This is a genomic window from Asaia sp. Ae19-3 (assembly GCF_059801175.1).
The window spans coordinates 986,731-1,011,761 of sequence record NZ_JBCHWF010000001.1; the positions used below are offsets into that span (position 1 = coordinate 986,731).

The window sequence follows — 25,031 nt, forward strand, 5'->3', positions numbered from 1 at the left end:
ATAGCAGGGGGAAACGCTCAGTTAGGGCGTGAAAGATCGTAGATCAGACGCGGCAGTTCGGCGACGCACCCGGCTATGGCGGTCGCATGGGCTGACATGCTGCGGTCGCCATAGCCCCAGCTTGCGAAAAGCGACGGCATCGGGACACCCATGGCCGCTCTGATATCGTTCTGATGATCTCCGATCATGATTGCGCTAGTCGGTTCTGCATTGATCATGCGCACCGTCTTGCGAATATGATCGGGGTCCGGTTTACGCATAGGGAAGCTGTCGCCTCCACCGATGGCATTGATCAGTGAGGCAATCCCGAGCTGTTCGATAATAGCCTGTGCCGCCTTGACGGGCTTGTTGGTGCAGATCACGCAGCAAATACCTCGCTCTTGCAGTGTGGCGAGTGTCTTCTCCGTATCAGGGAAGAGCTGTGTCTTCTGCGTGGCGCGAGGTTCGTAGATATCAAGAAAACGCCTGGTCGCCTCATCACGGTCGATCCGATTTTCATCGCCGCCATAAGTCAGCAAACGATCCACGAGCGCCCGCGCTCCATCGCCTATCATCGCTCTGACGGCTTCCTCACTGGGAAGATGCAGATCATAGGATTTCATCAACTCCATGCCGCTCCCTGCAAGGTCGGGCAGGCTGTCGACAAGCGTCCCATCCAGATCGAAAACAGCGGTTTTGATTTCGGTGCTCAACGGAGTTTTCCTTTGATCGGAGACGGATGCAATAATCGGCAACCCGAAGTGACAGAACGCGGGTTTGACAGGGCTCGGCTGGGTTGGCTACGCCACTGAACAATATGACATCACTTTCTTTTTCCGACGGCCAGACCGTCCGCCATCACAAACCCACGACTGCCGTGATCCTGGCTGCCGGCCTCGGAACGCGCATGCGCTCATCGCTTCACAAGGCGCTTCATCCGCTTGGCGGAAGGCCGATGATTGCCCATCTGATCGAAACAGCCGGATCGGTCTTTGATCGACTCGTTGTGGTGGTCGGCCCCGATATGCAGGCGCTTGAGAAAGCGGTCGCTCCCTGGCCTTGCGTCGTGCAGTCCGAGCGCCTCGGCACGGGCCACGCGGCACGTATGGCGGAAGATCTCTTCGGCGAGGGCGATGTCGCAATCCTCTATGCCGATAACCCGCTGATAACTGCAGGAACGATGCGTGCCCTGCTGGCCGCACGACGCCAAGAGGGCACGTCTCTGACGCTTCTGGCCATGCGCCCGGCCGATCCGGGCCGCTATGGACGGGTGATCGAGCGTAATGGCTGCGTGCAGGAAATCGTGGAATGGAAGGATGCCACCGAAGCACAGCGTGCAGTGACCCTGTGTAATGCGGGTGTGCTGTGCGCAGATGCTGCCGACCTGCGACGCTGGCTTGGCGCCCTGCGCAACGAAAATGCCCAGGGCGAATATTACCTGACCGACGTCGTGGCACAGGCTGCCGCCGAAGCAGATGTGCATCATGTCGAGGCCCCTGCGGAAGAACTGGCAGGCATCAATTCGCGTGCCGAACTCGCCGTGGCGGAGGCAAGCCTGCAAAAGCGCCTGCGTCTGGCAGCGATGGAAGCCGGCGTGACGCTGGTGGCGCCGGAGACCGTGTTCTTCAGCGTTGATACGGTCCTTGCGCCCGACGTCGTGGTTGAACCCAATGTGGTTTTCGGTCCCGGAGTAACAGTGCACAGCGGCGCGCGGATACGGGCTTTCAGCCATCTGGAAGGCTGTGTTGTCGGCGGCGAGGCCCTGATCGGTCCCTATGCCCGCCTGCGCCCCGGGACAATCTGTGGCAAGGGCACGCATGTCGGTAATTTCGTCGAGCTCAAGGCGACGCAGCTTGGTGATGGGGCCAAGGCCAATCACCTGTCCTATCTGGGCGATAGCAGCATCGGGGCCCGCACCAATGTCGGCGCAGGAACCATCACCTGCAATTATGACGGGTTCTTCAAGCACCGCACCACGATTGGTGAAAATGTCTTCGTGGGTTCCGACGCCATTCTGGTGGCACCCGTGACCATTGGCGACAATGCCCTTATCGCGGCGGGCAGCGTGATTACCGAGGATGTGGAACCCGGCGCCCTTGCCTTGGGTCGATCCAGACAGACGAACAAGCAGGAGCGCGGCCGCATGATCAGTGAGTCGCTGCGCGCAAAGAAGGAACAGGGCTGATGTGCGGAATTTGCGGCGTCGTCGGGCATCGGAATGCCACTCCGCTTATCGTCGAGGCGCTGCGTCGTCTCGAATATCGTGGTTATGACTCAGCTGGTATCGCCAGCCTCGTCGATGGGCAGATTTCCCGTCGTCGTGCGGCTGGCAAGCTGGATCATCTTCAGGCCGTCCTGGATGTGCAGCCCCTTGCCGGCGTGACCGCAATCGGTCACACGCGCTGGGCAACGCATGGCCTGCCGAATGAAACCAATGCCCATCCCCACGCAACCGATCGTGTCGCGATTGTTCATAACGGCATCATCGAGAATTATGAGGAACTCAAGGCCGAGATGCAGGCCGTGGGTCGGCAATTCACCTCTGACACCGATACCGAGTGCGTCGCACAACTCGTCGATTTCTATCTCGATCAGGGCCTGTCGCCACGAGACGCTGCCAGCAAGACGCTTGGACGGCTGCAAGGGGCTTATGCCATCGCAATGATTTTCGCCGGCCATGAAGGGCTGATGATAGGCGCACGGCACGGTGCGCCCCTTGCTGTTGGCTTCGGGGAGGGCGAGATGTTCCTCGGTTCTGACAGCCTGGCTCTGGCACCGCTTGCCCGGAAGATCGCCTATCTCGACGACGGTGACTGGTGCGTCCTCCAGCCTGATGCTGTCGAATTTTTCGATTCAGCCAATCTGAGAGTTCAGCGTCCTGTCCAGACGATCGCCCTGATGGCAGGAACGGTCGGCAAGGATGGCTATCGCCATTACATGGAGAAGGAGCTTCACGAGCACCCTGTGGTGATCGGACAGACATTGCAGCGCATCATTGACCCGGTGACACGCGCGATCAACCTGCCGGAGTTCCCGTTTGACCTCGCCGAACTGCCGCGTGCCGTCATCACCGCTTGTGGATCGGCCTTCTATGCCGGTCTGGTCGCGCGGTACTGGCTCGAGGCTGAAGCGCGCCTCCCGGTGGATATCGATGTCGCGTCAGAACTGCGCTACCGCAATCCGCCGCTGACACCCAAAGGCATGGCGCTGATGATCTCGCAATCGGGCGAGACAGCAGACACGCTGGCCGCCATGCGTAGCCTGCGCGAACGCGAGCAGCATATCGTGTCGATCCTCAATGTAGAGGGCAGCACCATGGGGCGCGAAAGCGACGTGGTGCTTGGCATGGTCGCCGGGCCGGAAATCTCAGTTGCCAGCACGAAGGCATTCACGGCACAGCTTTCGGTTCTTGCCGTTCTGACCATTGCCATGGCGCGTGCCCGCAACACGATGTCGGCCAGACGCGAGGGTGAGTTGCTGGCCAATCTGCTCGACCTGCCGTCACGCGCTGCCGAAGTCTTTTCACGGGCGGGCGCGATCCAGGCCATGGCGGCCTCCGTCGCCGAGGCGCGGGACGTGCTTTATCTCGGGCGGGGCATCTGTTTTCCCGTGGCTCTTGAAGGGGCGCTCAAGCTCAAGGAAATCTCCTACATCCATGCCGAAGCCTATGCGGCCGGCGAGATGAAGCACGGTCCGATTTCGCTCATCGACAAGGATGTGCCGATCGTCGTGATTGCCCCGTCAACCATCCTGTTCGACAAGACGCTGTCGAACATCCAGGAGGCCAAGGCCCGTGGTGGGAGAATCATGGCTTTCACTGACGAGAAGGGCGCCCAGCGCCTGAGCGGTATCGCCGAACACATGGTCATTCTGCCGGATGTCGATCCTTTCGTGGCGCCCATCCTCTACACGATTCCTGTGCAGATGCTCGCTTATGAAGTGGCCCTGCGTCGGGGGACGGATGTTGACCAGCCGCGCAACCTCGCCAAATCGGTGACTGTGGAGTAACCTGAGGGCGAAACAGCGCGAGGACGACTGACATGGCGGGATCGGGACCGACGATACTCATCCAAGGTGCTGGAGTGGCCGGGCTCGTGACTGCCGTGACCCTTGCCGAACGCGGGGCGCGGGTGACGCTCCATGAATCTGGGCCGCGCATCGGCAGCGGCGCGTCATGGTTTGCCGGTGGCATGCTCGCACCATGGTGCGAGGCCGAAGCGGCCCCGGAAGAGGTGACCCGTGACTCGCTCAACTCGCTCGCATGGTGGGCCAGCCACGTGCCGGATGTCATCCGTAACGGCAGCCTCGTGGTTGCCCCCCCGCGCGATCAGGTCGAGCTCAACCGTTTTGGAAGGCGTACAAGCCATTTCGAAACGCTGGGTTCAGAGGCGATCGCCGAACTTGAACCTGATCTGGCAGGTCGCTTCGACCGTGCGCTGTTCTTTGCTGAAGAGGGTCATGTCGACCCGCGCATTGCCCTGGGCCGTCTCAAGGAGCGCCTGCTGATCCTGGGGGGGCATATCAGGCTCGATACCTCTGTTGTCGACGGCCAGTTCGACTGGGTAGTCGATTGCACTGGCATACAGGCGCGGGAGAGCGAGCCCGATCTGCGTGGCGTGCGCGGCGAGATGATCCTCGTTCGATGCCCTGACGTTGTGCTCCATCGCCCCGTTCGAATGCTGCATCCACGCATCCCGATCTATATCGTGCCGCGCGAGCATGGCGTATTCATGGTGGGTGCCACCATGGTCGAGAGCGATGACGGACGTGAAATTACGGTCCGGGCCATGAGCGAGTTGCTGAACGCGCTCTATACCTTGCATCCAGCCTTTGCCGAGGCCGAGATCATAGAAGCCAATGCAGGGATCAGGCCGTCCTACCCCGACAACGTGCCTCGGGTGCATCGCGACGGACATCGCCTTTCGGTCAATGGCATGTATCGCCATGGTTTTCTGCTGTCCCCCGCAAGAGCGGCAGAAGTGGCCGATATCATCTTTACGCAAGCCGCCTGATCTACAGGGCCATGGTGGCGTTTCATAGCGGGCGTGAAAACCCGGTCTGTCAGAGCCGGGCGTTTCGCGCAGTCAGGAATGGGAGAGAACTGCCATGCAGATCATGGTGAATGACGAGACGAAGCTCATCGCGAGCCGCTTCCTCTCCGAAGCGCTGATCGAGCTCGGCTATGGCGAGACGAAAGTGGCAACAGCCGTAGACGGTGTGTTCGTGCCCCGCTCGGCACGCGGAGCGAAGGCATTAGAGGAAGGCGCGAGGCTCGAAATTCTCGCGCCGATGCAGGGGGGCTAACCCATGCGCGCCTATGGTATCGATCTTTCTTCGCCTCTGATGCTGGGCACTGCCCTTTATGACAGCCCGGCCATTCTGGCGGATTCAGTGCGGCGTGGTCGCCCCGGTGCGGTGACAGTCTCGCTGAGGCGGGAATCTGCGGGTCTTCAGGCGGGTCAGGCCTTCTGGGAGCTCGTGCGCGGTTTTGATGTGCCGGTACTGCCCAATACCGCTGGCTGTCATACGGTGCGGGAGGCCGTTACAACCGCGCAGATGGCACGCGAAGTGTTCGAAACCGACTGGATCAAACTGGAAGTCATCGGGCAGGGCGATCTGCTGCAACCGGACGTCTTTGCTCTCGTCGAGGCCGCACGCATCCTGAACGAAGAGGGCTTCAAGGTCTTTCCCTATATGACGGAGGACCTCGTGGTGGCGGAGCGTCTGCTGCGCGCCGGATGCGAGGTGCTCATGCCGTGGGGAGCCCCGATAGGGTCGGGCAGGGGGCTGAACAACCTGTTTGGACTGCGCGCCCTGCGTGCCCATTTTCCGGAAGTGCCTATGGTGATCGATGCCGGTATCGGGCGCCCCTCGCATGCCGTCACCGCCTTTGAGCTGGGCTTTGACGCCATCCTGATCAACACGGCCGTGGCAAAAGCAGGTGACCCAGCAGCCATGGCAGAGGCTTTTCGTCTCGCCTGTGATGTTGGGCAACTGGCGAAGACCGCAGACCCGATGGACGAGCGCGACATGGCTGTTCCCTCGACGCCCACTCTAGGCAAGGCAAGTTTCGCATCATGAATTCACGGCTTCCATCCCCGATCTATCCCGTCGTCGATCACCCACGCTGGATAGAACGTCTGGGTTCTGCAGGAGCCCGATTCATCCAGCTTCGCCTCAAGGACCTGTCCCCTGAAGTCCTGCGGGCGCAGGTGATCGAAGGACAGGAGGCGGCAGCGCGCCATAATGTGCGCCTCGTTCTCAACGATTACTGGCAGCTCGCCCTCGAGCTGGGCATCGATTACATCCACATCGGTCAGGAAGACCTCGATACGGCTGACCTCGAACAGATCCGGGCGGCACGCATCGCGTTCGGCATTTCGACCCATTCCCATGAAGAGCTCGAGCGGGCCCTGTCTGTACAGCCGGATTACGTGGCACTCGGCCCGATCTGGGAGACGAAGCTCAAGAAAATGATCTGGGAGCCTCAGGGTGTCGAAAAACTGACGGAATGGCGCCGCATCATCGGGCCGGAAATGCCGCTGGTTGCGATCGGCGGCATTACGAAGGAGCGTGCTCCATCCTGCCTTGCGGCAGGGGCTGACAGCGTCGCCGCGGTCTCCGATTTTATCGCATCCCCCGACCCGGAGCAGCAGGTTGAGGCCTGGCTGAAAGCATGTTCGGGCTGAAAATCAGTAATATTTCCATCAAATCGGGGAGTCGCCCTCGCGGAGTCGTGACGATTCGCGTATAGAATTTCCATCTTGCAAAAAAGAGGGGAGAACACGCGCGCATGATGGTGACGGGACTGGCTGCCATTATTCTGGCGCTGGCGCTTTTGATGGTACTCATCAGCGCGGTGCAGCCTTTGGCCCGTCGGCTTGAGGTATCGGAGACCGTTCTCCTCGCTCTTGCTGGCATCGGCATCGGTGCGGCGGCCGACCTACTGCTGCGCTCTTCCCTGACCGAGATTTTTGACGGCGCTGCCGAGACGCTGCTCTATTTCCCGATCAACAGCGAAGCCTTTCTGCTGATCTTCCTTCCCATTCTGGTTTTTCAGGGCGCGCTGGCAATCGATGTGCGACGTCTGGCGCATGAGACGGCAACCGTGCTTCTGCTGGCCGTTGTGGCCGTGCTCGTCTCGACCCTTACCATTGGCGGGGCGCTTTATCCGTTCGCCGGTCAGTCCATGGTGGTCTGTCTGCTCCTCGGTTCAATTGTCGCTACGACCGACCCGTCAGCAGTTGCCGGGATCTTTCGCGAGATTGGTGCGGCGTCACGTCTGACACGGCTCGTCGAAGGCGAGGCCTTGCTCAACGATGCTGCGGCTATCGCCATTTTCTCCATCCTTCTGGCTTCCGTCACCTCGCACCGCCATATCGAGTTGGGCGAGACGATCATTGACTTTCTGGCCTCCTTCGGTGGGGCGATCGTCGTCGGCGTGGCAATTGGACGGCTGACCCTGCTCATGATTGCAGGGCTGGGGGGGGCGGTGGCAGCCGAAATCACCCTGACGCTCGCCTTGCCCTACATCGTCTATATCATCTGCGACGAGTTCCTCGGCTTCTCAGGTGTGGTCGCTACTGCCGCCTCGGGCCTGACTCTTTCGGTCTATGGTCCCTCGACCTTTAGGCCGCAGGTCTGGCGCTTTCTCAACGAACTCTGGGTGCAGCTCGTCTTCTGGGCGGGGTCGCTCGTGTTCGTTCTGGCTTCGATGCTTGTGCCGCGCCTCCTGATCGGTATGACGCGTTGGGATTGTGTGCTGATTCTGATCGCTACAGTTGCAGGTCTTTTTGCCCGCGGTGCAGTAGTATTCGGTCTGCTGCCGATCCTGGCGGCGGCCAAATTGTCCCCCCCTGTGCCGGCGCCGTTCAAGACGACCATGGTCTGGGGCGGGCTTCGTGGCGCCATTACCCTTGCGCTCGCACTTGCCGTGACAGAGAACCAACGCGTATCGACCTCAACGGCTCATTTTATCGGTATTATCGCGACCGGCTTCGTGCTGATCACATTGCTCGTCAATGGCACGACGCTGCGCTACCTCGTGGTGTTTCTCAAGCTTGACCAGCTTCCCACCATCGACCAGGCCATGCGCCATCAGGTGCTGAGCAGTGGCCTGGCCCAAGTGGCGGAACGCACGCATACGCTCGCAGATGAGCTCGGCTTCGGCTCTGGAACGCAGCAGACCATTATCGGGCAGATCGAAAGACGGGCGCAGGAAGAGAGCGAGGCCAACACCTTTGACACCGCGCTCGGCGACAGGCAGCGCGTGACGCTTGCCCTGATTACCATCGCCAACCGCGAGCGATCGCTCCTGCTCGATCTGTTCCGTATTCGCGGTCTGTCACGCCGCGTCATGGAAACGCTGCTGCGATCCTCTGAAGCTATGGTCGACGGAGCAAGGCTAGAAGGGCGTTACGGCTATGTGCGCGCGCTGCGTCGGCGGCTGCGCCCGACACTGCGTTTCCGCGTAGCCCAGATGCTGCATCGTCGGTTCCATATCGACAAGCCGCTCATGTATTGCATGTCGGAACGCTTCGAGATGCTCGTTATCGCCCATCTCGTCTCGCTATCGCTCATGCGCTTCATGCATGAGCGTCTCGAGCCGACACTGGGCAACCGTATCGGTGAGATCGTCTCTGAAGTTCTGGGGCGTCAACGTCGCATGCTCGATGACGCCCTCGAGATGCTACGCCTGCATTATCAGGGTTATTCAGAGGCGCTCGAGAGCCGCATTCTGCATCAGATCGCCTTGCGGCTTGAGGAAGAGGAATACGACGAGCTTCTCTCCGATAACCTTGTCAGTGAAGAGCTGCATCGCGAATTGCTCAAAGATGTCGAGAAGCGTCAGGAGCGCCTCGAAAAGCCACTGCGTTTCAACATCAAGAGCGGTATCGAGCAGCGCCTGCGTTCTTTTCCCGCCTTTCGTGGCGTGCCCGATGGGGTCCTGCACGATCTGGCGATGAATATATCCCTGCGCTTTGCCTCGCCGGGTGAGATACTTCTCCGGCGCAACGGCAAGATCAGGATGGTCTATGCCGTGGTGGCCGGTCTGGCTGAGGTGCATATCGCCGAGCAGGACGTACAATTCGGGGCAGGGGATCTGATAGGGGCCGCGCCACTGATCAATCAGACCTATTCACGGGGCACGGTGCGGACGATGCAGTTCTGTCATCTTCTCGCCATACCGTCGAATCTGTTCATGCGTCTGGTCGAGGAATATCCGATCGTGCGCCGCACCATCGACGAACGGGCAGAAGCGCGTCTGGTGGAGGGGCACAAACTCTCTCTGGTGCTGGGAGGAAACAAGGAGCCCTTCATACCGGCACGCGAACTCATCAGGTCAGGCGAGAACGACATAAAGCCCGAGTAAGGGCCCCGTTATGATCAGGAATGCTGGGCCAATTGGGTTGGTCCAGTGGTCTTTCGTTCGCTTAAAGACCTCCCGCGCATATCTGTGACGATCAGTCTGACGGTTTCATTTTCTTAGAACGGAGAAGGAAAGATCGCCGTCCAAAAGTGACGGTTCGGCCGGCTTAACTGGGACAGGGCCCATCCGACTGACGCAGCCTCAACGCGGGCACTAACAAAAGCGTCGGTTCCTGGCTCTGCATGGGAAACGCGCCCAATGGAGCGGCGAGATGCGCAGAGGAGACCAGCATCTAAGGCACGATACGCGTCAGTGATTTTATCTGACAGGCCGCAGCGGCGACAGTCGGGATTGTCCGGTTCATGGACGACAACGCATCCTTACGATCCTGGCTCGGAAGCTGCTCCGACCACCCCTTAAACGGCCATTCTAAAAGTTCGATAAGATATATTATGCCAACTGATATATTCGGATCAGGGATTGCGTAAAGGCAATCCCGTCACCGCGGCCCGGTTTTGGCCGTCGCGGTCAAGCCAGCGCGTAGCTGCCAAGCTCAGCGCCAGTCTGGCTGTCGACTTCCTTGAGGATCACGCCATAACCCCAAAGCGCACCGAGATGCTCAAGGGTCAGTCTTGCATCCGTAGGTTGTAAAAGCTTGCCTGGCCGCGTGCGATGCTCGAGGCGCAGTATACGATCACCGGTCAGATCGGCCCCGACAATCTCTATCTCTTCAGCGAGCAGACCCGGATCATAGGACGCCGCTACAGAGCGCCGGATTTCACGATAACCTGCATCATCGTGAATGGCGTCAACCAGCAGATACGGCTGAGACAGATCGTCTTCGAGACGGAACAGACGAAAATCGCGTATGACCTTGGGTGACAGAAATTGCTGCACGAAGCTCTCGTCGCGATATTCGGCCCATGCATGATGCAATGTGCCAATCGGGTCATGATTGCCTGCATGGTCGGGAAACCACAGACGGTCTTCTGCGGTAGGATCGGTGCAGACCCGCGCGATATCGGTCATCATGGCAAAGCCGAGCGCATAAGGATTGAAATTCGGCCCTCCCCCTTCATCAAAGCCGCGCTGCGTGATGACATTGCTCGTCGAGTGGATGACCTCAAGTATTGCTGAATCATCAATCAGCTTCTTGTCATGCAGGCGATGCATGATGAAGTTATGCACCCAAGTGGCGCAGCCCTCATTCATCAGCTTGGCCTGAGGCTGAGGATAGAAATACTGCGCGATCAGTCGAACGATACGAATAATCTCACGCTCCCAGTTTGCCAGTCGGGGTGCATTCTTTTCGAGAAAATAAAGGATGTTTTCTTCTGGAAGGCCGAGCGTCGCCAGTGGCTCACCTGACTCTGTCTTGCCGTTCGCCGGTTTCTGACCTTCCGGTAGTGTTCGCCACAGATCGTTGAACTGCTCATCTTCATAAGCCCGTCTTTCGCGCGCGCGCTCCTGCTCCTGACGCAGGTCGAGCCGTTTGCTGCCCGTATGGCGATCTACCCCCTGGTTCTGCAGGGCATGAGCGGCATCGAGAATGCGTTCAACGGCCTTGACGCCATAGCGCTCTTCACAACGCGCCACATACCCACGAGCGAATTCGAGATAGTCCAGAATCTGCGTTGAGTCTGTCCATTCGCGAAACAGACGGTTGTTTTTGAAGAAATGATTATGTCCGAACGCCGCATGCGCAATGACGAGCGCCTGCATGGTGGCCGAATTTTCTTCCATCAGATAGCTGATGCAGGGGCTCGAGTTGATGACTACTTCATAGGCCAGCCCCATCAGGCCGCGCTTATAGGCGTTTTCATGCGAAACGAAGCGTTTTCCCGCCGACCAGTGTGGATAGCTGATTGGCATCCCGTGCGACGTATAGACATCGAGCATCTGTTCCGAGGTGATGATCTCTATGCGATTGGGATAGGTGTCGAGCTTGAGTTCCTCGCTCGCTATGCGATCGATCTCGCCATAGCAGTCACGCAGGATCGGGAAACTCCAGTCTGTGCCTGAATAAAGCATGGTCACTCCCCAGCCCGCTCGGTCGCGCGTCTGGCAAAAAGATCTCTGAAGACCGGGAAAATATCGCGTCGGTCCTGCACCTGACGCATGGCAAGCTGTGGCGCGCTGTCGGCGATTATCTTGTAGCCGCGCCACAGATCGGTTTCACTTCGCAGCAACGCGCCGCCCAGACTGACCTCGACATAGGCAAAATACTGTACGACAGGAAGTATAGCTTCCGTCATGAGATGCTTTACCTTGATCATATCCGACGAAATATTGTCGCCATCCGATATTTGGGCGGCGTAGATATTCCATTTGTCAGCAGGAAAGCGATCCCGCTGTACGTCATGCATGAGGTCGAGCGCAGTCGATACAACGGTGCCGCCCGTGCGTGGATCGGTAAAGAAGACATCCTCATCGACTTCTTCCGCCGTCTCGGCATGACGAATGAAGACGATTTCCAGCTTTTCATACCGCTTTTCGAGAAAGACATGCAGAAGCATGAAAAACTGCTTGCCCAGCTCCTTCATTTTCTCGGTCATGGAGCCTGAAACATCCATGATGCAGAAAATCACGGCTTGGGTGGTTGGCTTGGGCACCGGGGTAAAGCGGCGATATCGCAGATCGACCGGATCGACCCACGGGATCCGTGCCAGCCTCTGGCGCAGCAATGTTCTTTCGTCTCTCAGTTCCTGCAGGCGCAGAAACTGAGTGTCCGTAAGCGGACGTTGCTCTTCCAGCGCATCGATTTCGGCTTCTACCGCGATCAACTCCTGAGGTTTCGGGCGCTTGAGCCCGATGCGCCGCCCCATTGAGCGACGCATGGTACGCCCCAGATCGATCTGCGAAGGAGAGCCGTCACTCGTGAGCCCCGAGCGACTGGTCGCAAGCGACGTTATCGAAGCGACCTCGCGCTTGATCAGATCGGGCAGTTCGAGATCGTCAAAAAAGAGGTCAAGAAACTCCTCGCGTGAGAGAACAAAGCGATAGGAATCTTCGCCACCGCCCTGATCACCCGCGCCGCTTCCCTCACCCGCCCCTTCTCCCTCGCCACCCGGCGGGCGGCGCAGACGGTCACCCTTGACGAACTCCTTGTTGCCGGGCAGCACGAAATGGCGCGTTCCGGCATTGAAATGCCTGTGAAAACTGGGCTCGTGCAGCACGTCTGCCGGAATGGACACCGCGCTGTCCTGGCCGATTTCGCGAATACGCCCCTGCGCTGCGGCGTCACGCACCGCGGTCTGAATGGCCTGGCGCGCCCGTGTCAGGACGCGCTGCCGGTTTTCGGTGTTCTTGCCATGAGGGTTCGGGCGCCTGTCTATGATTTCCATGAAACGCTCCGTTATCGAGGTCAGGCGGACTGCTTGACGCGCATGTACCATTCGACCAGACGCCTCACCTGACGCTCGGTATAGCCACGCGCTGCCATACGGCTGACGAATTCGTCATGCTTGCGCTCGCTCGTGCTGTCTTTCTTGGAGCCGAAGCTTATGACGGGCAGCAGATCCTCGACCTGGCTGAACATGCGTTTCTCGATGACGTCGCGGATCTTCTCATAGCTCGTCCATGAAGGGTTGCGCCCGCCATTCGACGCGCGGGACCGCAGCGAGAACTTGACGACCTCGTTGCGGAAATCCTTCGGGTTGGCAATGCCCGCGGCTTTCTCGGTCTTGCTCAATTCGGCATTGAGCAGGTCGCGATTCATCAACTGACCTGTATCCGGATCCTTGAAATCCTGGTCTTCGATCCATGCATCGGCATAATCGAGATAACGATCAAAGAGGTTCTGACCGTAATCATTATAGCTTTCCAGATAGGCTTTCTGGATTTCGTTGCCCAGGAACTCGGCATAGCGCCGCGCCAGATCCGATTTGAGTGACGCCAGATAGGCGGCCTCGACCTCTGCGGGGAACTGCTCCCGACGCACAGCCTGTTCGAGCACGTACATCAGATGCACAGGGTCGGCTGAAATCTCGGATGGATCATGGTTGAACGTGGCAGAGAGCACCTTATAGGCAAAGCGCGTCGAGATGCCTTCCATCCCTTCATCGACGCCGGCGCTGTCCTTGTATTCCTGCATCGCCCGCGCCTTGGGGTCAGTCTCGCGAATGTTCTCGCCGTCATACACACGCATCTTGGCAAACTGCGTCGAGTTGGTGTGCGCCTTCAGGCGCGACAGAACAGCAAATTGCGCCAGCATTTCAAGCGTATGCGGTGCGCAGGGGGCGTCACCGAGCGCAGAAGACTGGATCAGCTTCTCATAGATCTTGGACTCTTCGGTCACGCGCAGGCAGTACGGCACCTTGATGACGCACACGCGGTCGAGGAACGCCTCATTGGTGCGATTATTGCGGAATGACTGCCATTCGGCTTCGTTCGAATGTGCCAGAATGACGCCAGTAAAGGGAATGGCCCCGATATTTTCTGTGCCGACATAATTTCCTTCCTGCGTGGCTGTCAGGAGAGGATGCAGCATCTTGATCGGCGCCTTGAACATCTCGACAAATTCGAGCAACCCCTGATTGGCCCGGTTCAGGCCGCCAGAGAAGCTATAGGCATCGGGATCGTTCTGGCTGAAATTCTCGAGCTGGCGGATATCGACCTTGCCAACCAGCGCTGACACGTCCTGATTATTGTCATCACCTGGCTCTGTCTTGGCAATCGCGACCTGCCGGAGCTTGGACGGGTTAAGCCGCACGACCGTGAATCGCGAGATATCGCCGTCAAAATCCTCAAGCCGTTTCAGGGCCCAGGGGCTCGCAATGCCGGTCAGAACACGACGGGGAATATTATATTGCTCCAGCAGCGACGCACCGAAGCGCTCTGGATCAAACAGGCCTAGCGGGCTTTCGAATACGGGGCTGATTTCTTTGCCCGCCTTGAGCACATAGATCGGTTCGCGTTCCATCAATGTCTTGAGACGTTCGCCGAGCGAGGACTTTCCTCCTCCGACGGGGCCGAGCAGATAGAGAATCTGTTTGCGCTCTTCCAGCCCCTGAGCCGCGTGGCGGAAGAAGCCGACGATCTGCTCGACAGCATCTTCCATGCCGTAGAAATCGGCAAAGGCCGGATAGGTACGCACAGTGCGATTCATGAAGATGCGGCTGAGGCGTGGATCGCGCGAGGAGTCCAGCATGACAGGCTCGCCAATGGCCTTGAGCATGCGCTCGGCAGCGCTCGCATAGCTGCCGGGGTCTTCGCGGCAGAGAGACAGATAGGAAGCCAGCGACATCTCTGTTTCCCGACGTTCCTCGCGGAAGGAAGAAGCCAGCGTAAAGACGTCCGAGAATGAACTCATGACTCGTATGCTCCGATGGAAGCCTGCCACTGGGCCGGGGGGCGAAACGGTCACACCCACCGAGAGACATGCAGGCGATAAGTCGGGAAGTCAGGCTATGGGAGACGACAATGGGTGCGGAGCCGCAGGATGCTCCGACATTCACTTGAATTGAACCGGTAATACCGGAATTTGAGGGATTTCATGCTTCTGAAAAAAGGACCGGACCGACCCGATAAGCTGACGCTATCGCGATGTAGAACCGCGCTTCAACAAAAAACTGGTTAATCGAAGAAATATTTAGAGGCTGATAACCATGCCATCATAGCCAGGCTCGATCCCCTCAGGCAGCCTGCTGCACAACGTCTGATAGTCCAGGCCAGGCCCCATATGGGTAAGGATCGTTCGTTCCGGCCTGAGACGAGCGCACCACTCGATCACCAGATCGACCCAGGCATGGGCAACATGCGGCTCGTATTGAAAGCAGCCGACAATCCATGTCTTGATGCCTGCAAGCGCATTCAGCGATTCCTCGCTCAGATATTCCACATCGGTAGAATAGGCGAAGTCGCCGCAGCGGATGCCTGCTGTCGGGATGCGATAATGCCTCTGCTCGAAAAGCTGGATGTCGAGATCGCAGATATCCAGCCGGTCTGCCAGAGAAACAAGGTGCGGGTCTGGCACCGGTCGGAAGAAGCCCGTTCCGCTCCAGGGTCGGAAAGCATAGCTGTAGCGTGCCTCGAGCTCCTGCATCACCGTCTCGGTGGCATAAAGCGGCAGTGGCGCATCAAGCATTCGGTTGATGGCGCGCAATTCATCAAGCCCGGCGACGTGATCGGCATGCTCATGGGTGTAAAGTACCGAATGAACGACACCGATCTTCGCGCGCAGCAACTGGGCGCGAAGGTCGGGCCCTGAATCGACCAGAAGCCGCTTGCCGCTGTCAGCCTCGATCACGATGGATGAGCGGGTGCGCTGGTTGCGCGGTTCGGCCGGGTCGCAGGCACCCCAGATCCCTGCCCCATCCGCGCCCCCTACCATAGGCACTCCACCAGACCCACCGCAGCCGAGGATCGTGACCTTCATGCGGCGCGCCTGAACAGCGTGTAGAAATTGGCTGTGGTAAGGTCGGTCAGCGCCTCAATTTCCAGGCCCCGCTCCTGCGCCAGACGGGCTGCGGTGTAGGCAACATAGCCGGGTGTATTCGGCTTGCCGCGCTTCGGTACTGGCGCAAGAAACGGGCTGTCCGTCTCGACCAGAAAACGATCCTGAGGCATGGCGCGCGCGACTTCACGGATGGTCTCGCATTTGGGAAAGGTCAGCAGTCCCGAGAAGCTGATATACCCTCCCAGTTCGATGGCTGCCTGCGCCAGATCCATGCCAGAGGCGAAGCAATGCAGCAGGAAGGGAAACGCGCCCTTCCCATGCTCATCGCGCAGGATGGCCGCAACATCGTCATCAGCTTCCCGTGCATGGATGACGAGAGGCAGTCCGGTCTTGCGTGCCGCCGCGATATGCACGCGAAAGCTTTCTGCCTGCGCTGCACGTACCGGCAGCGCGCCATGCAGATAGTCGAGGCCAGATTCCCCGATGCCGATGACGCCTTCAGGCTCCGCCAACCGCTCGATTGTCGCGACCTCCGGCAGGGTCTCTTCATCGACATGATCGGGGTGCGTGCCAATAGCGCACCAGACACGCAGATCAGGCGTATCGAAGCGCGTCAGGTCGATCTGGGTCTGTGCCCGTGACAGCCGCGTGCCGATGGTGGTCATGCCCGATAGCCCGTGCTCTTTTGCCAGAGCAAGGGCCGCAGGCACGTCATCCAGACGGTCGAGATGGCAATGGGTGTCGATCAGACCCGTCATGCGGTGCTCCCTCACGCAGCGCTCTCAGGCTCGACATAACGCGGGAACAGGCCCTGAGGCGCCGGCAGGGCAATACCGGCTTCGAGGCTTTCGGCCAGGTCGGCGAAATCACGCTTGTCCTGGGCTACGCCGAGCTGTGTCAGCAGCTTATCCATTGTGCCGGGCATGTAGGGCTGGAGCAGTATTGCGATGTGGCGCAGGGCCTCGTGCAGAACGCGCAGTACTGTTGCCATGCGCACCAGATCGGTCTTCTTCAACGCCCAAGGGGCCTGACGATCGATATAGGAGTTGCAGGCGCGAATGAGCTTCCACACCTCTTCCAAAGCATCCGTCAGGGCGAAACGGGCCAGCTGGCCGCGCATCAGGTCAGGCAGGAGCGAGGCACTGGCAAGCAGAGCCGTATCGTCTTCGCTGAGTTCGGCAAAGGCCGGAAGGCTGGCATCGCAATTGCGCGCAATAAGGCTGAGCGTACGCTGCGCCAGATTGCCAAGATCATTGGCAAGCTCGACATTCAGACGGTTGATCAGAGACCGTCGGCTCAGGTCGGAATCTCCGCCAAACGGGACTTCACGCAGCAGGAAGAAGCGCACCGGGTCCAGCCCGAAGCTCTGCACCAGATCACGGGGGTCGATCACATTGCCGACCGACTTGCTCATTTTCTCGCCTTCGATCGTCCACCATCCATTGGCATAGACCGATTGCGGCAGCTCGATTTCGGCTGCCATCAAAAAAGCGGGCCAGAAAACGGCGTGAAAGCGGATGATGTCCTTGCCGACGATATGGGCCGAGGCGGGCCAGTATTTCATACGCTCGGCGTTTTCATCGGGGTAACCCAGCGCCGAGAGATAATTGGTCAGCGCGTCGAACCACACATACATCACATGACCCGGATCATTCGGGACCGGGATACCCCATTTGAAGCTTGTGCGGCTGATGGAGAGATCCTTCAGCCCCTGCCTGACGAAGCTGACGATCTCGTTGCGACGACCGGACGGGCCAAGAAACTCGGGATGCTGCTCGTAAAGCGCCAGCAGACGATCTTCAAACGCTGACAGACGAAAGAAATAGGAAGGCTCACGCACCCATTCCACCGGTGCGCCGGTAGGCGCTGTCTTGCGGCCATCATCGTGGGTGGTCAGCTCGTCTTCGGAGTAGAAGCACTCGTCCCGAAGCGCATACCAGCCCTCATAGGCGTCGAGATAGATATGGCCATTGGCCGCGACTTTTTCCCACAGCGCCTGGGCTGCCTGCTGGTGGCGCGGCTCGGTCGTGCGGATGAAATCGTCGTAGGAGATATCCATGGCATCGGCCATGCTGCGAAAATCGGCTGCGATACCATCCGTAAAGCTCTGCGTGTCGACGCCCGCACTCTGTGCGGCCTGCTCGACTTTCTGGCCGTGTTCGTCCGTGCCTGTCAGGAAGAACACGTCCTTGCCATCCAGACGGTTGAAGCGCGCCAGAACATCGGCGGCGACAGAGGTGTAGGCATGGCCGATATGCGGTGCGCCATTCACGTAATAGATGGGTGTGGTGACATAATACCGTGAAGTCATGAGGCACTCGCTATGGCGGCTGCCTGTCTGACAGCCTGATTCTTGTCCAGATTGAACCGCTCGGTCTCGCGCTGAAGCGCCTGAAGAGACGAGAAAGCCTCCGCCGCCTTGCTGGCCTCGATCAGCTTTCCCTGCCCGGCCAGATCTCTGGCCCGGTTCGCAAGGCCTTCTCCTAGCAAAGAACAAAGCACGGCAAAACCATCATCGTGACGCAACAGGCTTGCCAGAGCGTCAGAGTCGGCATTCTCACCGGTTTCCAGCAACGCATCAGCCAGATGGCGTGCCGTTCTGTCCGTTCCCTGGTCGGTTGCCAACACACGCCCCGGTGCGCCCTGAGCCTGCCCGGCAAGCGTGTCGAGTTCGGCGCCATTCCTGCCATGATGCCTGAGCACCTGCCTCGTCTGCTCCAGTGAAAGCGTATCAAGCGCCAGAAGGCGGCAGCGGCTTCTGATTGTGGGCAGCAATGCCGAGGGGGTCGGGCAGGTCAGAAAAAAGACGGTCTGGTTGGGGGGCTCTTCCAGAAGTTTCAGCAGAGCATTTGCGGCGTTGCGATTGAGCGTTTCGGCAGCATCGACAATCACCACACGCCAGGCGCCATCTGCCGCCGTATGGTGGAGGAAATCCTGCACCGGGCGCACATCGTCTATGACGATCTCCTGACGCATGCGCTTGCGCTTTTCATCCATGCGCCGTGTGATCAGCAGCAGATTGGGATGGGTACCAGCGCTGATCTGGCGTCCTGCCCGACTTTGAAGATCGACACCGTTCAGAAGAAGCCGCGCACAGGCAAAGGCGAAACGCGTCTTGCCGATGCCTGCCTCTCCATGGATCATCCAGCCATGATGAAGCCTGCCTGATTCAAGAGCCTTTCTGAACAGGGCCAGCTCTTGATCATGACCAAAGAGCGGGAGGGCGGCGGGATGATCCGATGCCGTCATGACGGCAGATAGGGTGTAACGATCGAAAAAATATCGGCGGCAACGTCGTCAGCTGCGCGGCGCGCATCGATGCGTTTGACCCGCTGCGGCGCCTCGCGCGCCACCTTGTCGAAGCCCTCGGCGATACGCTCGTGAAAGGCCGTTTCTTCCTGCTCGTAGCGATCGAGCCTGCCTCCACGTGCCGCCACACGCGCGGCGCCGAGTGCGGGCGGTACGTCCAGCATCAGTGTCAGATCCGGCTCGCAATCCAGCAACCCGCGAAGCGATTGGATGAAATCGAGGCTCGCGGCATCGCCACGGGCCAGACCGTAGCCCTGATAGACGAGCGTCGAGTCATGGAACCGGTCGCAGATCACGATCTCGCCCCGAGCAAGCGCCGGCAGGATAAGGCTGTCGAGATGGTCAGCGCGCGCCGCCATATGCGCGAGAGCCTGTGCCCGTTGCGAGAGCGGCGCCTCGCTGAACAGGATCAGCTCGCGAAGCGCCTCGGCGCCAGGCGACCCGCCGGGCTCTCGGGTGAGATGCACCTTGTGGCCCATCCCGACGAGAGTCGCATGAAGCAGGCGGGTCTGGGTCGATTTCCCGGCCCCTTCACCGCCCTCGAAGGTAATGAATAACCCGCTCACGCCTTAGCTATGCGGCACGGGTTTGGGGCCATGACCAAGGCGGGCCAGAGCGCGTCCGACCAGACCAAGACGTGGCACGGCATTGGCGGCAACCAGGTCGAGACGGATATCGGGCATACCCTGATTCTGTAGCACGAGCGCGCCTATCGTCTGCCCCGCCATGACAGGCGCAATGGCAGGAGACGGATATTCGACGCTGATCCTGCTGCGTTGCTGCCAGCCATGCGGTAGGGTCAGCACGATGTCGCGCGTGCCGACCAGGGCAACCTCGGCGGCCTCACCCATATAGACCGGCATGTGATCGACCACCTGCCCGTGATGGAACAGGGTGACATTCTCGAAATTGGCGAAGGCCCAACCGAGCAGGCGCTCGCCTTCATGGGCGCGCTCATTCATCGAGCTTGTACCGTTTATGGTCATGATGATGCGTCGACCATCACGTTTGGAGCTGGCGCAGAGACCGAAACCACCGGCATCGGTATGACCGGTCTTGAGGCCATCAGCCAAGCCTTTGTCGACCAGAACGTTACGATTGCCCTGCTTGATATTGTTGTAGGTGAATTCGGTGGCCGAGAAGAGGTGATAGTATTCGGGGTAATCGCGGATAAGATGCATGGCAACGCGGCTGACATCACGTGCGCTCATATACTGCGATTCATCCGGCAGGCCGGTGCAGTTCATGAAATGCGTGTTCGTCATGCCGAGCTTGGCAGCGGTCTGGTTCATCAGATTGACGAACTGCTCTTCAGATCCGGCAATGCCTTCGGCAAGAACGATACAGGCATCGTTACCCGACTGGATGACCATACCCTCGATCAGGTCGGAGACGGTCACGCTCTGACCGAGCGGCACGAACATCTTCGAGCCCTGTGTCCGCCAGGCCTTTTCACTGACAGGCAGGGATTGTGTCAGGGTCAGATGCCCGGCGCGCAGCATGCCAAACGTCACATAGGCGGTCATCATCTTCGTCAGAGACGAAGGCGGCATATGCTCATCGGCTGCTTTTTCGAGCAGGGTCGCGCCGGTATCGAAATCGATGATGCAGGCCCAACGGGCAACCGTGTCGAGCGGGCCAATCGGGGTCGTGGCAGGCGATGCGCCCGGCATGCTGGCCGTGCTCGCCGGTGCCGCCGCGGCAGCACTTGCCGCGGCCTTTCCGCGTCGCGGGCGTGCGAAAGCGAACTGAGTTGAAACGGCTAACCCAGCCGCACCTGAGAGCAGAAAACGTCTTGTCCGCACGTCAACACCTTATTTGGCCACGATATGCGCACCCGTGCCACCGCACTGGCGCGTCTGTGCTAATGCCCTATCCGCCTCAGCCACTGTTGTGAAGGGGCCGAGTGAAACGAGCCATGGCAATGTGCCCGCGCCGCCATCCTGCTGGGTGATCTCCGCCCCGCATTGCGCAGCAACGCGAGCAGCGGCGGCATGACCTGCGAAACTGCCGAGTTCGATGCGATAGAACGGTGCCTGAGCCATACCCTGCATGACGGTTTGGGGCATTTCGGGAAGTAGCAGCGTTCTCGCACTTGTCTGGGTATCGTCGGCTTTCATGCCGAGCGTATGCGTGCTGCCGTCATTGAGCGATTGCGCGACAATGGCCTCACGGGGGGCCGCTGCAATGTCAAGTTTTGGTGCATCGGGATTGGACTCGGCAATCTGCCGGCTGAGTGTTTCATCCTCAATGATCTCGACCGGGGTTGGCGCGTCACCCATGCCCAGAAGGGCGGCCACCCGCGGTGTCACCGCCAGCATGCGCCCAGCCGATACAGGGCCCCGGTCATTCAGCCGGATTTTGACGATGCGACCATTGGCCAGATTGTGTACGCTTACAATCGACGGAAGCTGCAATGTCTGATGCGCGCCAGTCATCGCCTGCGGCGACCATAGCTCGCCATCTGCCGTAACACCGCCTTTTGGTGCGGTCTGGACTACAGCCAGACCTGTTTCTGTCAGGTCGAAGCGTTCTGTAGGATAGAACCATGTTTCGCTGCCCTGCCAGGCCTGCCCGACCACATAGTGCGGGCTGGCCTGCTTTGCTGCTTCCTGATGATGACACCCGGCAAGCCCGACCCCTGATGCAATGAATGAAACGAACGCCTTAACCGATTTCATAACCGAGCAATCCCACACCGAGCGCATAAAAATCAGACGGATTATAGCGTCGAATCACATCGAAGTTACGATAAACCATAAAGGCTTCGGTGCCGGGTCCGTCAGGGCGCAACACAGCACCCGACACATCCTGACGCGAGAAGGTCGAGCCGTCTTCGCGTCGCACGCCGAGCGCCGACCATGCGGCGAGGCTTTGCTTGTTACCGCGCCCCAGTTGGTTCTGCGGCAGGTCCTGGGTCAGCTTGACCGGCTGCCCCCAAGGCTCATCGGCCTTCCAGCCGGAGCCATGCAGATAATTGGCGACCGAAGCGAAAACATCCTGCTCGCTCGACCAGATATTGCGCCTGCCGTCACCATCCGCATCAACCGCATAACGCAGATAGGCGCTGGGCATGAATTGCGGCTGTCCCATCGCCCCGGCATAGGACCCCAGCATTGCTTCAGGCGCGATATCGCCATGGTCCAGGATCTGCAGCGCCTTGAACAACTCTCCCCGAAAGAAACTGGCGCGCCGTCCATCATAGGCTAGGGTCGAGAGTGAATCGATGACTGAAAACGTGCCGATCTTGCGGCCGAAGCCAGACTCAAGCCCCCAGATACCCATGATTGCCCGCGGATCGACGCCATATTGTGCGCCAGCAGCATCAAGAAGTTTGCCATATTGCTGAAGGGCTGCCTGACCCTGGCTGATGCGCGTGCCACTGATGACACGCTCGCGATACTGCGCCCAGGTCAGGGTGAACTCCGGCTGATGTCTGTCGAGCTTGATGACTTTTGCATTGGGCTCGGTCGTCAGCGCAAAGGCGCGCGACAGCGTGCTGGCAGAAATGCCCTTGCTCAGGGCCTCTGCACGCAATGTACGCAGAAACGCGGCATAGCTGCCATGGGCCACCGGCTTCGCCGAACTACTGAGCGTGCGCGCAACACCGCTCCCACAGAGAGCAGGAGTGGCCGCAGCAGCAGCCATTAACGAGCGTCGAGTCAGCACAATGTCATCCTTGCCTGTTCGGTCCTTATGCCGGACAAAGGCCCGGCTCAGCGACGAAGCGGGCGGCCTTCAGCGGCACCATGCATGATGAAGTGCAGGAATGGGTTGATCGTCAAGGGAATGTCCGGATTTGCCGCAATATATTCGGCGACGCTGAAAGAGCCGTTCGGGTTACGTCCCTCAAGATAGCCATGGGTCATGAAATGCTCGACAGCGTCGATCCCACAGGCACTGACGTCTGGATAGGTTTCCAGATACCAAGCCGCGTCGAAATAGAGCGCCTCGGCGGGATAGCCGTTCGCTGCGGACGGCGCGCTTTGCGGTGTGGCCTGCTCCTCAGGCGGCGGTACGTCGCTCTGCGTATGGATGTTTTCTTCGGGAGCGAGGGGGAGCACTTCGGCCTGCGAGCTGGGCTGCGTGGCAGTGGCCTGCTTCTTTCTCGCGGAGCTTGCTCGGGTTCGGACTGGTTTCGCCAAGAGTGAATTCCCTAGATACGATGAAAAGCCCTACGGCCCCCTGACCACTCAGGGGAGAAGTTCGCCGCAAAACCTATCGACGTTGACTAATTTGTGTAGCTCGACGCGCAATAGATGCCGCCAAGCCATGGTTACTACTTTAGGAACGCTATTCCTGGTCACTTCGCAACATGATTATGTAATGTTAAGAGCTATTCGGGACTGGTTCTCTGATAGGTTTCTACGTCTACCGAAGAAAATCGTCCAGTGACAAACTATACTCACGGTAGGAAATTAACGCATATTTCGTGATGCAATAACGGAAATCGGCGTCGGAAGTGCGTCATGTCACAAAATGGTTGCGTTTTCACATTTTCATGACTGCTCCTGTTCGAAGGATTTCTGTCCCATTGTGCATCTGTCTGTAATGTTACAGACACGTCTCGGCCCTGTGCTTTAATCGTTGATCCAACCAGAATACCGTGAGTCCATGAAAAAACCCGCCCCCCCTTCCACGGTCAGTCTACTCGCGGTGGCGCAAGAAGCAGGCGTCTCTCGCGCAACGGCTTCTCTCGTTCTGCGAAACAGTCCTCTTGTGGCCGAACCCACAAGGGAACGGGTCAAGGAGGCCATGGAGCGGCTCGGCTATATCTACAACCGTGGCGCAGCCAATTTGAGACAGAACCGCACAGGCACTATCGGCCTCGTGCTGTCGAACATTGCCAATCCGTTTTTCAGCGCACTGACAGCCGGGGTGGAGCAGGCCAACGATATGTCTGAATCGATCTGCCTGATTGCGAATACGGAGGAATCACCGGAGAAGCAGAGCCGGCAGATACGACGCCTGCGTGAGCACAATGTCGATGGGCTGATCATCTGCCCGGCCATAGGCAGCGATCACGGATTGCTGGATGAGCTTGCGCGGCTCGGCCTCCCTTACGTACAGGTGCTTCGTGAAATTGCCGATGGTCGTGGCGATGTCGTGACAGCCGATTATGCGTCCGGCATTGAACAAGCCATGGCGCATCTGGTCGAAACCGGTCGCAGGCGTATCGTCTTTATCGGCTCGATGGAGATGCACTCGGCAGCTCTCGCGCGCCTCAACGGTTATGCGACGGCAATGGAGAGGCTTGGGCTGAAGCCCATGCCGGTAATCGCAGGGACGCGCGATAATCGATATGACGAGGAAGCGCTCGATCGTCTCTTTTCTTCGGGCGACCCGCCTGATGCGGCGATATGTTATAATGATATGATCGCCTTATCGCTTTTTCACTATCTCGGGCGTCGAGGCATGGTCGTCGGGAGCGATTTCGCCGTGATTGGCATGGACGATCTTCCTCAGGCCGCAGCCGCTTTTCCTTCCCTGACGACAATCGCCACCATGCCGCATAGGATCGGCACTGTCGCGGCGGGGCTATTGCAGCTGCGCCTGGCCCGTCCCGAGCGGGCATCGGAACGTCACGTCATCACACCCGAGCTGATATTGCGTGACAGCACGCGACGCTCTCCGGGCGCGGGAAGATAAGGGCATCACATAAGAGTGACATTCGTTTCACATAAAATGTGTGACTTTTGTTTCAAATGAGCGTTTTGTTGTCATTACAGTTTGTTTAGATCCTTTCGACGGCTCTCTTCGCTTCCTTGCTCCGTCAAGCCGCTTCCTTCATCGGCGTGTTCGTGCAGATAGCTTTTAGATCGATCTAATTACTCAAGCAGAACCTGATTTCCTCGGGTTCAAGGCGGTTTGTGATGATGGTTGATACGGTTCTCACGGCGGTCCGGCGCTTGGCCCGTCGTTCACTCGACGTCCTGCAGCAACGCGTCCCTGTTCTTCCTGTATCGGAGATGCACT

Annotated in this window: 21 protein-coding genes; 8 read left to right on the forward strand and 13 right to left on the reverse strand. The window is 59.0% G+C overall.

Annotated features, from left to right (window positions below; translation table 11 throughout):
* Positions 1–17: 17 nt before the first annotated feature.
* Positions 18–692 (reverse strand): HAD family hydrolase, encoded by a 675-nt coding sequence (locus tag AAID99_RS04235; RefSeq protein ID WP_498493228.1) that lies wholly within the window; start codon positions 690–692, stop codon positions 18–20.
* A 104-nt stretch (positions 693–796) separates the two neighbouring features.
* Between AAID99_RS04235 and glmU the strand changes: the two genes are divergently transcribed.
* The 7 genes from glmU to AAID99_RS04270 all read left to right on the forward strand — a co-directional run bounded on the left by glmU (position 797) and on the right by AAID99_RS04270 (position 9,352).
* Positions 797–2,164 (forward strand): bifunctional UDP-N-acetylglucosamine diphosphorylase/glucosamine-1-phosphate N-acetyltransferase GlmU, encoded by a 1,368-nt coding sequence (glmU, locus tag AAID99_RS04240; protein WP_498493229.1) that lies wholly within the window; start codon positions 797–799, stop codon positions 2,162–2,164.
* Complete coding sequence (gene glmS, locus AAID99_RS04245; protein ID WP_188426533.1) at positions 2,164–3,987, forward strand: glutamine--fructose-6-phosphate transaminase (isomerizing); 1,824 nt, start codon at positions 2,164–2,166, stop codon at positions 3,985–3,987. The genes glmU and glmS overlap by 1 nt, the downstream gene beginning before the upstream one ends.
* Positions 3,988–4,019: 32 nt before the next feature.
* A complete protein-coding gene (gene thiO, locus AAID99_RS04250) occupies positions 4,020–4,991 on the forward strand; it encodes a glycine oxidase ThiO (RefSeq protein ID WP_188426532.1) in 972 nt (323 codons plus the stop codon).
* 94 nt (positions 4,992–5,085) lie between these two features.
* Positions 5,086–5,283, forward strand: a complete 198-nt coding sequence (gene thiS / locus AAID99_RS04255) for a sulfur carrier protein ThiS (protein ID WP_188426531.1) — start codon at positions 5,086–5,088, stop codon at positions 5,281–5,283.
* Positions 5,284–5,286: 3 nt separating this feature from the next.
* A complete protein-coding gene (locus tag AAID99_RS04260; protein ID WP_188426530.1) occupies positions 5,287–6,060 on the forward strand; it encodes a thiazole synthase in 774 nt (257 codons plus the stop codon).
* Positions 6,057–6,668 (forward strand): thiamine phosphate synthase, encoded by a 612-nt coding sequence (gene thiE, locus AAID99_RS04265; protein WP_188426529.1) that lies wholly within the window; start codon positions 6,057–6,059, stop codon positions 6,666–6,668. Before AAID99_RS04260 ends, thiE begins: the two co-directional genes overlap by 4 nt.
* 104 nt (positions 6,669–6,772) lie before the next feature.
* Entirely contained in the window at positions 6,773–9,352 is a 2,580-nt protein-coding gene (locus AAID99_RS04270; protein WP_188426528.1) for a cation:proton antiporter, read from the forward strand.
* Positions 9,353–9,877: 525 nt separating this feature from the next.
* Here the strand turns inward: AAID99_RS04270 and AAID99_RS04275 are convergent.
* The 12 genes from AAID99_RS04275 to AAID99_RS04330 form a co-directional block, all read right to left on the reverse strand.
* Complete coding sequence (locus AAID99_RS04275) at positions 9,878–11,380, reverse strand: SpoVR family protein (protein WP_188426527.1); 1,503 nt, start codon at positions 11,378–11,380, stop codon at positions 9,878–9,880.
* 2 nt (positions 11,381–11,382) lie between these two features.
* Entirely contained in the window at positions 11,383–12,693 is a 1,311-nt protein-coding gene (locus tag AAID99_RS04280; protein WP_188426526.1) for a YeaH/YhbH family protein, read from the reverse strand.
* 20 nt (positions 12,694–12,713) lie between these two features.
* Positions 12,714–14,660 carry a PrkA family serine protein kinase gene (locus AAID99_RS04285; protein ID WP_188426525.1) on the reverse strand — a complete coding sequence of 649 codons (1,947 nt, stop codon included), beginning with the start codon at positions 14,658–14,660 and terminating at the stop codon, positions 12,714–12,716.
* Between the two features lie 279 nt (positions 14,661–14,939).
* Positions 14,940–15,725, reverse strand: a complete 786-nt coding sequence (locus tag AAID99_RS04290; protein ID WP_498493230.1) for an MBL fold metallo-hydrolase — start codon at positions 15,723–15,725, stop codon at positions 14,940–14,942.
* On the reverse strand, positions 15,722–16,504 hold the full coding sequence (locus AAID99_RS04295) for a TatD family hydrolase (protein WP_498493231.1): 783 nt from the start codon (positions 16,502–16,504) through the stop codon (positions 15,722–15,724). Before AAID99_RS04295 ends, AAID99_RS04290 begins: the two co-directional genes overlap by 4 nt.
* An 11-nt stretch (positions 16,505–16,515) precedes the next feature.
* On the reverse strand, positions 16,516–18,057 hold the full coding sequence (gene metG / locus AAID99_RS04300; protein WP_498493232.1) for a methionine--tRNA ligase: 1,542 nt from the start codon (positions 18,055–18,057) through the stop codon (positions 16,516–16,518).
* The gene (locus AAID99_RS04305; protein ID WP_188426521.1) at positions 18,054–18,995 is read right to left on the reverse strand and encodes a DNA polymerase III delta subunit-related protein; all 942 of its coding nucleotides are present in this window, start codon (positions 18,993–18,995) and stop codon (positions 18,054–18,056) included. Before AAID99_RS04305 ends, metG begins: the two co-directional genes overlap by 4 nt.
* The gene (gene tmk / locus AAID99_RS04310) at positions 18,992–19,621 is read right to left on the reverse strand and encodes a dTMP kinase (protein WP_188426520.1); all 630 of its coding nucleotides are present in this window, start codon (positions 19,619–19,621) and stop codon (positions 18,992–18,994) included. Before tmk ends, AAID99_RS04305 begins: the two co-directional genes overlap by 4 nt.
* Before the next feature lie 3 nt (positions 19,622–19,624).
* A complete protein-coding gene (locus AAID99_RS04315; RefSeq protein WP_498493233.1) occupies positions 19,625–20,860 on the reverse strand; it encodes a D-alanyl-D-alanine carboxypeptidase family protein in 1,236 nt (411 codons plus the stop codon).
* A 9-nt stretch (positions 20,861–20,869) separates the two neighbouring features.
* Complete coding sequence (locus tag AAID99_RS04320; RefSeq protein WP_498493234.1) at positions 20,870–21,736, reverse strand: septal ring lytic transglycosylase RlpA family protein; 867 nt, start codon at positions 21,734–21,736, stop codon at positions 20,870–20,872.
* Positions 21,723–22,721: a lytic murein transglycosylase gene (locus AAID99_RS04325; protein WP_498494257.1), complete on the reverse strand. Its 999-nt coding sequence runs from the start codon at positions 22,719–22,721 to the stop codon at positions 21,723–21,725. The genes AAID99_RS04320 and AAID99_RS04325 overlap by 14 nt, the downstream gene beginning before the upstream one ends.
* A 50-nt stretch (positions 22,722–22,771) precedes the next feature.
* Positions 22,772–23,200, reverse strand: coding sequence for a hypothetical protein (locus AAID99_RS04330; protein WP_498493235.1), 429 nt, complete (start codon positions 23,198–23,200; stop codon positions 22,772–22,774).
* Between the two features lie 469 nt (positions 23,201–23,669).
* On the opposite strand from AAID99_RS04330, the gene AAID99_RS04335 reads away from it, so the two are divergent.
* Positions 23,670–24,704, forward strand: a complete 1,035-nt coding sequence (locus AAID99_RS04335) for a LacI family DNA-binding transcriptional regulator (RefSeq protein ID WP_498493236.1) — start codon at positions 23,670–23,672, stop codon at positions 24,702–24,704.
* The last annotated feature ends 327 nt before the right edge of the window (positions 24,705–25,031 follow it).